General features: G+C 64.6%; 9 protein-coding genes. 5 read left to right on the forward strand and 4 right to left on the reverse strand.

The genetic code is table 11. From position 1 onward, the window contains the following. Positions 1-72 precede the first annotated feature (72 nt). Positions 73-942 carry a transglutaminase-like domain-containing protein gene (locus NKJ28_RS21705; protein WP_023678116.1) on the reverse strand — a complete coding sequence of 290 codons (870 nt, stop codon included), beginning with the start codon at positions 940-942 and terminating at the stop codon, positions 73-75. A 177-nt stretch (positions 943-1119) separates the two neighbouring features. On the opposite strand from NKJ28_RS21705, the gene NKJ28_RS21710 reads away from it, so the two are divergent. Beyond that, on the forward strand, positions 1120-1791 hold the full coding sequence (locus tag NKJ28_RS21710; RefSeq protein WP_023678117.1) for an HAD-IA family hydrolase: 672 nt from the start codon (positions 1120-1122) through the stop codon (positions 1789-1791). Positions 1792-1808: 17 nt separating this feature from the next. On the opposite strand, the gene NKJ28_RS21715 is transcribed toward NKJ28_RS21710, so the two are convergent. Next, on the reverse strand, positions 1809-2021 hold the full coding sequence (locus NKJ28_RS21715; protein WP_023678118.1) for a DUF1674 domain-containing protein: 213 nt from the start codon (positions 2019-2021) through the stop codon (positions 1809-1811). Between the two features lie 116 nt (positions 2022-2137). On the opposite strand from NKJ28_RS21715, the gene htpX reads away from it, so the two are divergent. The 4 genes from htpX (at position 2138) to purH (ending at position 8128) form a co-directional block, all read left to right on the forward strand. After that, complete coding sequence (gene htpX / locus NKJ28_RS21720) at positions 2138-3154, forward strand: zinc metalloprotease HtpX (RefSeq protein WP_023678119.1); 1017 nt, start codon at positions 2138-2140, stop codon at positions 3152-3154. Continuing rightward, the gene (locus tag NKJ28_RS21725) at positions 3145-4533 is read left to right on the forward strand and encodes an RsmB/NOP family class I SAM-dependent RNA methyltransferase (RefSeq protein WP_352636910.1); all 1389 of its coding nucleotides are present in this window, start codon (positions 3145-3147) and stop codon (positions 4531-4533) included. The genes htpX and NKJ28_RS21725 overlap by 10 nt, the downstream gene beginning before the upstream one ends. Before the next feature lie 146 nt (positions 4534-4679). After that, complete coding sequence (locus NKJ28_RS21730; protein ID WP_352569506.1) at positions 4680-6428, forward strand: heparinase II/III family protein; 1749 nt, start codon at positions 4680-4682, stop codon at positions 6426-6428. Positions 6429-6511: 83 nt separating this feature from the next. Next, entirely contained in the window at positions 6512-8128 is a 1617-nt protein-coding gene (purH, locus tag NKJ28_RS21735; RefSeq protein ID WP_352636911.1) for a bifunctional phosphoribosylaminoimidazolecarboxamide formyltransferase/IMP cyclohydrolase, read from the forward strand. Between the two features lie 39 nt (positions 8129-8167). Here the strand turns inward: purH and NKJ28_RS21740 are convergent, their stop codons facing one another. Continuing rightward, positions 8168-9544 carry an MFS transporter gene (locus NKJ28_RS21740; protein ID WP_352636913.1) on the reverse strand — a complete coding sequence of 459 codons (1377 nt, stop codon included), beginning with the start codon at positions 9542-9544 and terminating at the stop codon, positions 8168-8170. Between the two features lie 189 nt (positions 9545-9733). Then, on the reverse strand, positions 9734-14530 hold the full coding sequence (locus NKJ28_RS21745) for an NAD-glutamate dehydrogenase (RefSeq protein ID WP_352636914.1): 4797 nt from the start codon (positions 14528-14530) through the stop codon (positions 9734-9736). Positions 14531-14534: the final 4 nt, after the last annotated feature.

Raw genomic sequence — 14534 nt, forward strand, 5'->3', positions numbered from 1 at the left:
TGTATCGAACCGGTTCAGCACGATCGCGGTGGCGGGAAATGGAAACACGGACTGTGAATGTGTCCCGAAAGACTAGGCCAGCATCCGTGCGCTGACCGTCTTGTCGACGCCACGACAAGGCGGCTTGAACAGATTACCTTCCTGCTCGTGCGTCCAGACCTTGAACAGGGTGAGCCGATGCGGGCCAAAACTGTGCAGCAGCGGCACGTCGGTGGCGTCGCGGCCGCGGGCGATGACGACGCGGCCGATCCTCGGCACATTGTGGCGAGGATCGAAAGTGTACCACCTGCCGTCGAGGAACACTTCCACCCACGCCGAGAAATCCATCGGCGCCGGATCGGCGGGCACGCCGATATCGCCGAGATAGCCGTTCACGTAGCGGGCCGGGATGTTCATGCAGCGGCAGAGCGTGATCGCCAGATGGGCAAAGTCGCGGCAGACGCCGACGCGTTCCTCATGCGCCTGCGCCGCCGTGCGGGTCGAGCGCGCATAGCCGTAGCCGAAGGACAGGCGGTTGTGGACATAGTCGACGATGGCCTGCACCCGCGCCCAGCCCGGTGGAAGCTGGCCGAAAAGTTGCCAGGCCAGGTCGCCGAGATGGTCGGTCTCGCAGTAACGGCTGCCGAGCAGATAGCCGAGCACCTCGTCCGGCAATTCGGCAACCGGGACTTCTCTCGCCAGCGTGTTGACTTCGTCCGTCTCGCCGCTGTCCTCGACCACCGCGTCATAAAGGATGCGAAAGCTTCCGGCCGGCGCCGTGAAGCGGCGGCAGCTATTGCCGAAAAGGTCGTGGTAGACCCTGGTCGGGACCGACGGCGAGGTCAGCACGCGCGTCTGCCGCTTGATGTCGGCCTGGCGATCCCCGTGGATATCGAGCAATGAAACGACCGGCGTTGCTGCAACGCATTCAATGGCAATTTCATAGCCGAGCCGAATCAGCATCGCCCTCCCCTGCGATCGTCATGGAAGATAGTGCCGATCAACGCGGGACAGTGCGTGGCGGTTCCTTGTGGTCGTCAAAAACGACGCCTCGCGGCTTCCCATACGGACGCGGCAACGTTACGGTCGATTGACACGCGTCTTTCGAAATAATCCCTCCAAGATGACCCCGGGAAACCGATGTTTGCAGGCAGAAAATTCGCGGCCTTCCTGTTCGATATGGACGGCACGATTCTCAATTCGATCGCCGCAGCGGAAAGGGTCTGGGCAGCGTGGGCGCATCGGCAAGGTCTTGACGTCGCCGCATTCCTGCCGACCATCCACGGCGTGCGGGCGATCGAGACCATCGGCCGGCTGGCGCTCCCAGGCGTCGATCCTGCCCGCGAAGCCGATTCGCTTTTGCAGGCCGAGGCGGCCGATGTCGAGGGCATTCGCCCGATTGCCGGCGCCGCGGCCTTCCTGGCGTCGCTGCCGCCTGGAAGCTGGGCGATCGCCACTTCGGCACCGCGCGAGCTCGCCCTGCTGCGCCTGCAGGCCGCGGGTATTCCGGCTCCCGCCGTGATTGTTGCGGCGGAGGATGTATCGCGCGGCAAGCCGGCGCCCGACTGCTTCCGGCTGGCGGCCGAACGGCTCGGCGTCGATGTGGGCGACTGCCTCGTCTTCGAGGACGCGCCGGCCGGCATAGCGGCGGCCGAAGCCGCGGGCGCTGCGGTCGTGGTGATCAGCGCCACGCACCGGCATCCGTTGGAGACGCCGCATGCCACCATCGCCGGCTATGACGCGATCGGCATCGCCGTCGATTCCAGCGGCTGGATTGCCATCGGAGTGGAGCGGGCCGCGCTGCCTGTTTGACTAGCACCCTGCCTGGGCTAAAAGTCGCTGGTCAGGCCCTTGACCTCCCAGTCGCCATAGCGGCCAGGCTCCTTGCCGCCGCGCCCGCCCATCTCCCTCGGCAGCGTGGCTTCCTGCTCGCGATATTTCTCCCGCCGGGCCTCGGCCTCGACCAAGGCGCGCCTGGCTGCCGGGGTCAGCGGCTTTTGCGGCGAGCCGTTAGCATGCGTTTGGCTGGTTTTGTCGATCATGCGATCTTCCGCTAGATTGAAACAGGCCCCGATTGAAACGGGAACCGCTGTTTCCCATCATATAGCGATGGGCCCACAAGGATCGACCCCTTTGTTGGGCCAGAACGGAGCAGACGATGAACACCCTTCGCACCGCCATGCTTTTGGCCGCAATGACGGCCCTGTTCATGGGTGTCGGCTATCTCATCGGCGGATCCGGCGGCATGATGATCGCGTTGCTGATCGCCGCCGGCACCAATTTGTTCAGCTATTGGAACGCCGACAAGATGGTGCTGTCGATGCACCGTGCGATCGAAGTCGACGAACGCAACGCGCCTGAATATTACGCCATCGTGAAGGGTCTCGCGCAACGTGCCGGCCTGCCGATGCCGAGAACCTATCTCATCGACAATCCGCAGCCCAATGCCTTCGCCACCGGCCGCAATCCGCAAAATGCCGCTGTCGCCGCCAGCACCGGCCTGCTCGAGCGGCTATCGCATGAAGAAGTCGCGGCGGTGATGGCACACGAGCTCGCCCATGTGCAGCACCGCGATACGCTGACCATGACGATCGTCGCCACCTTTGCCGGCGCAATTTCGATGCTCGGCAATTTCGCCTTCTTTTTCGGCGGCAACCGCGACAATAACAATTCCTTTGGCATCGTCGGCGTGCTGGTGGCGATGATAGTCGCGCCCCTGGCCGCCATGATCGTGCAGATGGCGGTGAGCCGCACCCGCGAATATGAGGCCGACCGGCGCGGTGCCGAAATCTGTGGACACCCGCTGTGGCTCGCCTCGGCACTTGACAAGATCGCGCGGGGCGCCGAACGCATCCGCAACCCGGATGCCGAGCGCAATCCGGCAACCGCCCATCTCTTCATCATCAATCCTCTTTCCGGCGAGCGCATGGACAGTTTGTTTTCCACTCACCCGAGCACAGAAAACCGCATCGCCGCGTTGCAGAGGATGGCGAGCGAAATGGCCGGCGCACCCGAAGCGGCCGCGACGCCAAGGCCGGCGCCGGAAGGGACCGGGCAGCAGCCGTCTGGTCCGTGGGACAGGGCCGCGCGGCCCGAGAGGCCGGCTGAGCCGGCCAAGCCGAGACCCAATCCCTGGGGACGCAATCCGACCGGCCCCAAAGGTCCGTGGTCGTGAGTTCAGCGAAGCGCCGGCACGGAATTTCAGGCGATCGTGAACACAATTCGAGCGGCGCGGCCCTAGCCGGCCACGCCCCGCGCAACGCCCCCCCCCCCCAGCTTGCCGCGGTTATAGACGCGAGGACGCCGCTCGACGGGCTGACCGACCAAGAGAACGGCCATCCGCAGTACAAGGCGCTCGACCTGCGCGACCGCGCCTTGGTGCGCGCCATTCTGGTCACCGCCCTGCGCTACCGCATGACCATATCAGGCCTTTTGGCCCGTCGCCTGGAAAAGCCGCTGCCGCCCAACGCCACGGCGCTTTCGCACATTTTGCATGTGGCGGCAGCGCAGATCCTGTTCCTCGATGTTCCCGACAGCGCCGCCGTCGACCTCGCCGTGACACACGCCAAGTCCGATCCGCGCACGGCGCGCTTTTCCGGCCTCGTCAACGGCGTGCTGCGCACGCTGGCGCGGGCCAAGCAGGACGAGCTCGCCGCAGCACGTGCCGCTACCGACGAGGCGCCAAAATGGTTTTCCGACCGTTTGAAAACGGTCTACGGCCTCGACAAGGCCAGGCAGATACTGCTCGCCCATCGCCATGAGGCACCGGTCGATTTCTCGGTCAAGTCGGACCCGGCGCTGTGGGCCGAACGGCTCGGCGGCTTTGTCTTGCCGACCGGCACGGTGCGGGTGGAAAAGCTCAGCGCTTCCGTGACCGAACTGCCCGGCTTTGGGGAAGGCGCCTGGTGGGTTCAGGATGCAGCGGCCAGCCTGCCGGCCCGGCTGTTCGGCGACATCAATGGTTTGCGAATCGCCGACCTCTGTGCCGCGCCGGGCGGCAAGACCGCCCAGCTGATCCTCGCCGGCGCCCACGTCACCGCGCTCGACATGTCCAAAACGCGGCTGGCACGGCTGACGCAGAACCTCGAACGGCTCGGTCTGGCCGCCGAGATCGTCCAGGCCGATCTGCTCAAATACGAGCCGAAGGACCTCTTCGACGCCGTCCTCCTCGACCCACCATGCTCTTCGACCGGGACGGTGCGGCGGCATCCCGACGTTCCCTGGACGAAGACGGCGGCCGACGTCGAAAAACTGGCCGACCTGCAACGCCGGCTGCTTGCCCGCGCCGTCACCCTGGTCAAGCCTGGTGGACGCATCGTCTTTTCCAACTGTTCGCTCGATCCGCTGGAAGGCGAAGAGCTCTATCGCGACTTTCTCGCCGGCAATGCGGAGATTGTCGACGACCCGCTTCGGCCGGGTGAGATCGCCGGCATCGACCCGTTTCTGACGCCGCAAGGCACGTTGCGCACCACGCCTGCCGATCTGGAGCTAGGCTCGCCGGGCCGCTCCGGGCTGGACGGCTTCTTCGCCGCCCGCATGCGCAGAGCCGGCTAAGGGACGATCTTGAAGTGCCGTCCGGCTTCATGGGGCGAGGAGGCATGGAAAACAGGCTGAACGGCCCCACCGCCGCGGAATTCGCCTTCGCACAAGTTCTTGAATCATATAAACTTGTGCTTGGGTGAGGACGATCAGGAGGGGTTTTGGCAATCGCTGCCGGTAACACGACGCGTCTGTGGACGCTTGTCGCGAGGGAGTTCTGGCGCAAGACGCGCCGGCGCTTGCGCGCCGGGCCACTCTATCGCTGGCGCTACTCAGGCCGCACGCCGGAGCGCGTCCTGATCGCCCCACCGGACCTGCGGCTCGCCGATCCTCAGATCGCGCTCGAGATCTATTACGGCCGCTATCCGCTTTCGGGGCATCTGGTCGAGACCGGCGGCAAATCGCCCTTCCAGATCGACGTGCCCAATCCCGGCTGGCAAAAAACGCTGCATGGCTTTCGCTGGCTGCGCCATATGCGTGCCGCCGGTACCGAGCTCGCCGCCGCCAACGCGCGGGCGTTGGTTTCCGACTGGATTGCAATCCATGGCAGCCATATTTCCGGCGTCGCCTGGGAGCCCGGCACGACGGCCAAGCGTGTCATTGCCTGGCTGCAGCATTCCTCGATCGTGTTGCAGGGCGCCGAATTTCCGTTCTACCGCGCGTTCTTGAAATCGCTCGCCGTCCAGATCCGCTATCTGCGCGCCATGGTGCGCGAGATGCCGGACGGCAAGGACAGGCTGCGCGCCCGCATTGCGCTGGCCTTTGCCGCTTTGTCGCTGCCGGCGCCGGCCTCGGCGCTACGCGGTGCTACCCGCAATCTCGCCGAGGAGCTCGACCGCCAGATCCTGCCTGACGGCGGCCATATCTCGCGTAATCCGATGACCGTGCTTGAAATCCTCGCCGACCTTCTGCCGTTGCGCCAGACATACGCCAATCAGGCCGAGACGCCGCCGGCCGCCCTGATCGGCGCCATCGACCGGATGCTGCCGGCACTGCGCTTCTTTCGCCATCAGGACGGCAGCCTTGCCCGCTTCAACGGCATGGGCGCCACCATTCACGACCGTATCGCCAGCATCCTGCATCACGACGACACCGCCGGCGCACCGTTGCTGCACGCGCCGCATTCGGGTTATGAGCGCCTGTCGATGGGCGGTGTCACTGTGATCGCCGATACCGGCCCGCCGCCCCTCGTCGACGTATCCAATGCCGCTCACGCCGGATGCCTCGCCTTCGAATTGTCGTCGGGCCGCCAGCACTATATCGTCAACGCCGGAATAGACACTTATGGCGCCGCCGAGTTCCGGCCGCTTGCCCGCGCCACCGCCGCCCACTCGACCGCCACCATCAACGACACGTCGTCGGCGCGCTTCAATCACTCCTTGCGCGTCAACGACCTGCTCGGCACGCCTTTGATCGGCGGGCCGCAGCATGTGCCTTGCAAGCGCACCGACCAGAAGGGCAGCCAGGGCTTCATCGCCCGCCATGACGGCTATGTGGCGCGCTTCGGCTTCCTGCATGAGCGCGAGCTGAAATTATCGACCGACGGCAATGTGCTTGCCGGCAGGGACCGTTTCCTGCGCCCGGGCGGCGCTTCTATCCGCAACAATGGCCGTGACTTCGTCACGGTGCGTTTCCATGTCCATCCCGATATAAGCCTGCTCCAGGATGAGCATGACCGTCTGGTGCTGGCCGCCGACCATGCCGACACCTGGGTGTTTACCTCTACCGAAGTGGTGCCCGAGGTCGAGGAATCGATCTATTTCGCAGGGCTTGGCGGCCCGCGCCGCAGCCGCCAGATCGTGCTTGCGTTCAAGGCCTCGGAAATTTCCGAGGTCCACTGGCAATTGACGCGCACCATCATCGCCGGCCGTCCGGAAAAAGCTGAAGCCGGTGGCAACGGCAGACACTGATCAACTCTTGCGGCTTGATTTCCGGGCCTCATATGCTACGGCCCGCGGACGCTCCCAACCAGAACTGGAAAGGCCGCCAGCCCATGGCCGTCGCCGCCAAGAACATTCCCGCGCCCGACCTTGTACCCATCCGTCGCGCGCTCCTTTCCGTCTTTGATAAGACCGGCCTGATCGATTTCGCCAGGGCGCTGGCTTCGGCCGGCGTCGAGCTAGTCTCGACCGGCGGCACCGCAAGGGCCCTTGCCGAGGCGGGCATGGCGGTGCGCGACGTGTCCGAGCTCACCGGCTTTCCCGAGATCATGGACGGCCGCGTCAAGACGCTGCACCCGTCGGTGCATGGCGCACTGCTTGGCGTGCGCGACGATCCCGAGCACGCCGCAGCGATGCGCGACCACGGCATCGAGCCGATCGATCTCGTCGTCTCCAATCTCTATCCGTTCGAAGAGGTGCGTCGCTCCGGCGCCGACTACGCGGCGATCGTCGAGAACATCGACATCGGCGGCCCGGCGATGATCCGTGCCTCGGCCAAGAACCACGCCTATGTCGGCATCGTCACCGATCCCGATGACTATGCCTCGGTGCTCAACGCGCTGGAGATGAATTTCGGGTCGTTGTCGCTGGATTTCCGCAAGAAGCTGGCAGCCAAGGCCTTTGCCCGCACCGCCACCTACGATGCGGCGATCTCGGGATGGTTCGCCGAGGCGCTTGAGATCGAGCATCCGACATGGCGCGCCTTCGGCGGCAAGCTGCAGTCGGTGATGCGCTATGGCGAAAACCCGCATCAGGGCGCCGGCTTCTATGTCAACGGCGACAGGCGGCCGGGCGTCGCCACGGCGCGCCAGCTTCAGGGCAAGCAGCTTTCCTACAACAACATCAACGACACCGACGCTGCCTTCGAGCTGGTCGGCGAGTTCGACCCGTCGCGCTCCGCAGCAATTGCCATCATCAAGCACGCCAACCCGTGCGGCGTCGCTGAGGACGCTTCGCTGCAGGCGGCCTATGCCAAGGCGCTGGCCTGCGACCCGGTCTCGGCCTTCGGCGGCATCGTCGCCATGAACCGCATCCTCGATGCCGGAACCGCCGAAGAGATCGTCAAGACCTTTACCGAAGTGATCATCGCACCGGAGGCGTCCGAACAAGCAGTCCGCATCATTGCCGCCAAGAAGAACCTACGCCTGCTGGTCACCGGCGGCCTGCCCGACCCGCGCGCGGCGGGCCTTGGCTTGAAATCGGTTGCTGGCGGTTTGCTGGTCCAGGGCCGCGACAACGCGGTGGTGGATGACCTCGAGCTGAAAGTGGTGACCAGGCGCGCTCCGACGCCGGCCGAATTGGCCGATCTGAAATTCGCTTTTCGCGTGGCAAAGCACGTCAAGTCGAACGCCATCGTCTATGCCAGGGATGGCGCTACGGTCGGCATCGGCGCTGGCCAGATGAGCCGGGTCGATTCCTCGCGCATCGCGGCGCGCAAGGCGCTCGACGCCGCCGAGGCTGCCGGCCTGACGGAGCCTTTGACCAGGGGCTCGGTCGTCGCCTCGGATGCCTTTTTCCCGTTCGCGGATGGGCTTTTGTCGGCAATCGAAGCCGGCGCCACAGCCGTCATCCAGCCCGGCGGCTCGATGCGCGACGACGATGTCATCGCCGCCGCCGACGCTCACGGCATTGCCATGGTCTTCACCGGAGTGAGGCATTTCCGGCATTGAACGCGTTACCCTCCCGCTGTGGGAGAAGGCAAGAGCAGCTCACTCCGCCGGCCGATCCGCCGGATAGGGCGTCCCGATCAGGATCGCCATGCCGGCGCCAAGGAACAGCACGATCGCCGCCATGCCGAGCCGCGCCGAGCCGCTGGCCAGGGTGATCGTGGCCACCATGAAGGGTGCGGCAAAACTGGTTGCCCGGCCAGCCAGCGCATAGATGCCGAAATAGCGCCCCGATTCGGCTGCGGTGACGCTGCGCGCCATGTAGGAGCGCGACGATGCCTGCACCGGCCCGAAGGCAAGCCCGATCAGCAGGCCGTAGAAAATGTAGGCTTTTTCCGCCGCCGTGCCGAACAATCCGCCGCCGTCCAGTCCGGGCATCACCCAGGCGCCGAACAGCGTATAGCCCGGGCCGGTCGAAACGATGCCGATCGTGGCAATGCTCAGCATGACCAGCGAAATCATCACTATGGTCTTGGAACCCAGCGCTGTGTCGAGGCGTGCGGCAACCAGGCAGCCGACGATGGCAACGACGTTGAGGATGATACCGAACAGGCCGATCTCGGTAATCGACCAATGGAACATTGCCGCCGCAAACGTTCCGCCCAGCGCCAGCAGTGCGTTGACGCCGTCCTGATAGATCATACGGGCGACGAGAAAGCGAAAAATGCCGCTGCGCTTGCGCACTTCGGCCAGCGTCGATTTCAGTTCCGATAGTCCCTCGCGCACCGCCGGCCCGATTGGAATGCCTTTGATCGCATCAGGCGTGAAGAGGAACATCGGCAGGATGAACAGGAAATACCAGGCCGCCGACAACGGCCCGGTAGCGCGCGCGTCCTCGCCGAGCCTGGGGTCGAGGCCGAAGATCGGGTCGAGCCCAACGACGGTCTTGCCGGTTTCAGGCGAGCCGGCCATGACGGTAACGACGAAGATCAGTGCGATCATGCCGCCGAGATAGCCGAGTCCCCAGGCCATGTTCGAGATCCTGCCGATGTCGCTCTTCGGCACCAGGCGGGGCATCATCGAATCATTGAACACAGTCGAGAATTCCGCCGCGACCGACGCCAGCGAGAACAACGCCACGACCAGAAAAAGATTAGAGCCGGGCGCGGCGAACCACAGCAGGGTGAGGCAGGTGATTTTAACCGCGGCGAAGAGGGCTATCCACGGTTTGCGTGGTCCGGTCTGATCGGCGATCGAGCCGAGGACCGGCGACAAAACGGCAATGACGAGGCCGGCGGCGGCAATGCCGTAGCCCCAGGCCGCTTGCCCGGTCTCCGGATTGCTGGCCATGCGCGAGACGAAATAAGGACCGAAGATGAAGGTGGTAACGACCGTGAAAAACGGCTGTGCCGCCCAGTCGAACAGCATCCATCCCCAGATGCCGCGTCCCGATGCCCGCTGCACTGCCATCTCAGCCATGTCCCCTCCGCTGGAGCTTGCTCCATGCCGATCGAATCGGAATGACGCTCCGTCTTCTTGTTGAGCACGATCTTGTCCAAAAGCCGATCGTCACTTTTTGGGATCATGCTCCGGCGCCCCCCAAAGCAGGGCGCCGTTCGCTCTATAGCGCAGTTCTTCCCGGCAATCCCGCGCGATATGGAAGACGTCTCACAGCTGCGTCAGATCACTCATCAGGCCGGATGCCACCGACAGCCGCGACACGGTGATGTCGCCGCCCTCGGTCAGCGCCTGCAACCGCTCGCGGATGCGTCCGACCCGTTCGCCGCCGGCCTCCAACCATGCCGACACCGGATCCGCCGCCTCGGCATGACTGGTGAGTGCCGCCACGGCGATGCCGCGCCTGGCCGCGCCGATCGTGTCGGTGGCGCGGGAAAGCGCCAGTTGATCGTAATAATCCGAGGGCGTGATCGAGCGTGCCGCATCTTCGACGCGCGGTATGCGGAAGACATCACTGACTGCAAAAAACGCCTTGGCGGCAGCGACGATGCCGGCATTTGCCGTCCGCGCCGTCAGCGCTATGTCGGGGATGAGTTCCGCCACATCGGTCAACGCCAGCTGTTCGGCAAGGCTCTCGGGCGCGCCACCCTTCGACAGGCTGTGCCGCCGCTCCTCGATCCGCTCGCGCGAGAAGGCCGGCAGCAGCGAAACGAGCTTCGGCTCCAGCGCCTTGCGCGCATCCTGCAACTCGGCAATCCGCTGCCCGAGCAGTGCAGTGTCGGCATCGTTCTTCAGGTACCAGCCGCTGGTCACATAGATCAGCCGGCTGACCGCCTGATAGAGGTCGAGCTGGATCTGCCCGTCGATCTGGTTATCGAGTGCATCGATCTGGCGATAGAGCGCCGGCAGTGCAAAGCCATCGCGCACCACGGCGAAGGTGCGCACGACATCGGCGGCACTGCGCCCTGTCGCTTCTTGCAGCCTGTTGACGAAGGACGGGCCGCCGCGATTGACCAGATCATTGGCGACGACACGGGCGATGATCTCGCGGCGCAGGCGATGGCCGTGGATTTCCGCCGCATATTTCTTTGCCATGCGGTCGGGAAAGTAACCCATCAGGTCGCGGTCGAAATGCGGATCGTCCGGCACGTTGCTGGCGACGATATCGGAAAACAGCACGATCTTGGCATAGGCAAGCAGCACGCCGAGCTCGGCCCGGGTGAGCGGCTCGCCGCGCGCATAGCGCGCGGCAAGAGCCGCCGGCGACGGCAGCGTCTCGACGGCACGGTCGAGCAGCCCGCGCGCCTCGAGCGCCTCCATGAAGCGGCTCTGATGGGCAATGTCGGCAAGGCCGCGCTTGCGAGCAAGGGACAGCGCCAGCGTCTGCTGGTAATTGTTGGACAGCACCAGGGCGCTGACCTCGTCGGTCATCTCGGCCAGCAATTTGTTGCGCGACGGCCGCGTCAGCGATCCCTTTCGCATGGCGGAAGCCAGCGCGATCTTGATGTTGACCTCGACGTCTGAGCAGTTCACGCCGCCCGAATTGTCGATCGCATCTGAGTTGCAGCGGCCGCCATTCAATCCGAATTCGATGCGCGCCCGCTGCGTGACGCCGAGATTGGCGCCTTCACCGATGACCTTGGCACGCAGGTCGAGCGCGGTGATGCGGATCGCGTCATTGGCACGGTCGCCGACGTCCTGGTTGGTCTCGCCCGATGCCCTGACATAGGTGCCGATGCCGCCGAACCACAAAAGATCTGCCGGCGCCTTGAGGATGGCACTCATGATCTCGACCGGCGTGGCCGTTGTCTTGCCGAGGCCGATAGCTGCGGCCGCGGCGGCCGGCAAGGTGATCGACTTCTGGCTGCGCGAGACGATGATGCCGCCTTCGGACAGCTTCGTCTTGTCGTAATCCTGCCAGCTTGAGCGGGCGAGAGCGAACATACGCCGGCGCTCGGCCATCGAAGCCGCCATGTCGGGATTGGGATCGATGAAGATGTCGCGATGATCGAAGGCGGCGATCAGCCGGGTCTGCTCCGACAGCAGCATGCCGTTGCCGAACACGTCGCCCGACATGTCGCCAACGCCGACGACGGTGAACGGCGTGGTTTGGATGTCGCGGTTCATCTCGCGGAAATGCCGCTTGACCGCTTCCCAGGCGCCCTTGGCGGTGATGCCCATCTTCTTGTGGTCGTAGCCGGCCGAACCGCCGCTGGCGAAAGCGTCGTCGAGCCAGAAGCCGTGCCTTTCGCTGATGGCGTTGGCGATGTCCGAGAAGGTCGCCGTGCCCTTGTCCGCGGCGACGACGAAATACGGATCATCCTGATCGCGCCGCACGACGCCGGCTGGCGGGATGACGCCGTCCAGCCCGATATTGTCGGTGATCGACAACAGGCTGGAAACGTAATTCTTGTAGGCGGCCGTGCCGGCCTCGAAAATTGCGTCGCGCCCGGCGCTCATCGGCAGCTTTTTCGGGTAGAAGCCGCCCTTGGCGCCAACCGGCACGATCACCGCATTCTTGACCTGCTGTGCCTTGACCAGGCCGAGCACCTCGGTGCGATAGTCCTGCGCACGGTCCGACCAGCGCAGGCCGCCGCGCGCGACTGGGCCGAAGCGCAGATGCACACCCTCGACCTCGGAGCCGTAGACGAAGATCTCCCGCCATGGCCGCGGCGCCGGCAGCCCGTCGACCGATTGCGAATCGAGCTTGATCGCCAGCGATTGGCCTTTCTGTTTCGTATCGGCAACGAAATGATTGGTGCGCAGCGAGGCTTCGACCAGATTCAGATAACGGCGGATGATGGTGTCGTCGTCAATGTTGGGAACGTCTTCCAGCGCATCCGTGATCTTGGCTTTCAGATGTTTGGCCTGAACGACGCCTTCCGTCTCGGCCGTCGGGCTGAGGCGGGCGACAAACAGCGCATGCAGGCTGCGGGCGATCTCGGGATAACGGTTGAGTGCGGCGGCGATGAAATCCTGGCTCTGCGGGATGCCGGCCTGCTGCAGATAGCGGCCATAGGCGCGCAGGACGGTGATCTCGCCCGACCACAGGCCGGCGGTCTGGGCAAGGCCGTTATAGCCGTCATTGTCGACATCGCCGCGCCAGACGGAAAGGAACGCATCCTCGAACAGCGCGCCGCCATTGCCGAGGTCGATCGGCCTGCCGTAGCTGTTCTCGAGTTCCATGTCGTGGATGAAGACCATGCCGGATTGAATGTCGCCGACCTCGAAAGTGCGCTCGCTGATGACGCGGAAACCGATGTTTTCCAGCACGGGCACGCGCCGCGACAGCGCCACCGGGCTGCCATGGTGATAGATCTTCAGCGCCGCCTGATGCGGCTTCTGGACGGTGTGACGGTAATAGTCGATGGCGATCGGATTTGACGTATCGAGCTTGGCGATGCGCCCGGCGTCGGCCAGCGCCACGGCCGGCGGAAAACTGTCGCGATAACTTTCCGAAAAACGCGAGGCGATGGCCGTGAGTCTCGCATCGGCGCCGGTCTCTGTCGCGGTCTCGCGCAGTGCATCGTCCCAGGTCCGTACGATGTCGCGGATCGCCGCCTCGATCGTCGCCTGCTCGACCTTCGGCGTCCTGCCGCCGGAGCGGCCGATGATGAAATGGACGCGCGCCAGCCCGCCTTCCGGGAAGGCCGGATAATAGGCCGACAGCCGGCCTTCGAAGACGGTCTTCAGATAGGTGCCGATCTTCTCGCGCACGACGCTGTCGTAGCGGTCGCGCGGCACGAAGACGAGCACGGAGACGAAGCGGTCGAACTGGTCGACACGCACCAATGCCCTGACGCGCGGTCGCTCGATCAAGCCCAGTATGGCTTCGGCATGCTTGCGCAGGATCGGCACCGGAACCTGGAACAGCTCGTCGCGCGGATAGCTCTCCAGCACGTTGATCAAAGCTTTGCCGGAATGGTCGCCTGGATTGAAGCCGGATTTGGCAATGACGGTTTCCGCCTTCGAGCGCAGGTAGGGGATTTTCATCACCGAGCGCGTATAGGCAGTCGAGGTGAACAGGCCGACGATACGGAGCTCGCCTGAAAGCACGCCTTTGCCGGTGTAGGTCTTGACGCCAATGTAGTCGAGGTAGATGCGGCGGTGCACCGATGACTTGGCGTTGGCCTTGGTGACGATCAGCGGTTCCGGCCCATGCAGGAAGGCACGGATTTCCGGCGTCGTGCTCACCGCTTCGGTGCCGCGCCTGAGCACCAGCACGTCGGGATCGGAAAGGATGCCGAGGCCGGGCTTTTCGGCGCGCTCGAGCATGCCGCTCGTCTCGCCGCCAGTGTAGTTGAATTCGCGCATGCCGAGAAAGGTGAAATTGTCGTCGCGCAGCCATTCGAGGAAGGCGATCGCCTCGGTGACATGGGCCTTGTCGAGCGGCACTGGCGAGTAGCGGAATTCCGAGATCGCCTGGTCGAGGCGGGCAAGCATCGGCTTCCAGTCGGTGACGGCGGCTCGCACCTGGCCGAGCAGCTTGGTCAGGCGTGCGGCCAGGCCTTCGGCCTGCTCGGCCGAAAGGCGGCCGATATGGACATGGATGACGCTCAGTCGGTCATGGCTGTGGTCGCCCTTGGCATAACCGCCATCGCCGAGGATTTCCTCGACGCCGTTCTTGCCGTGCCTGACGACTATGACCGGATGGGTAACCAGCAGCGGCTCGCCGGCGCTTTCTGTAATCTCGCCGAGGACGGAATCGAACAGGAACGGCATGTTGTCGTTGACGACGGTGATCACCGTCATCGGCCGGCCCTGGCGGACGACACCGGAATCAACGTCTATGGCAACGACGCAGTCGTCCTTCTTGTGCCTGGCCACTGCGCGGCCGGCGAGTTCGGCAGCGCGTTCGAGATCGATGACGTCGTAGGCGGCGACATCTTCGGCCGGAGCTCGGGCCAGCAAGTAGTCGGCAAGCCTGCCGGGCTTTTCGCCACCCGCGGCTTCACCCCTCGTCACGCCGGCCTTTTTCAACCGGCTCGCTGACTTTACGCTGGCCATGAGT

Origin of the sequence: Mesorhizobium sp. M0145 (genome assembly GCF_040322355.1) — a bacterium.
Taxonomy (GTDB): domain Bacteria; phylum Pseudomonadota; class Alphaproteobacteria; order Rhizobiales; family Rhizobiaceae; genus Mesorhizobium.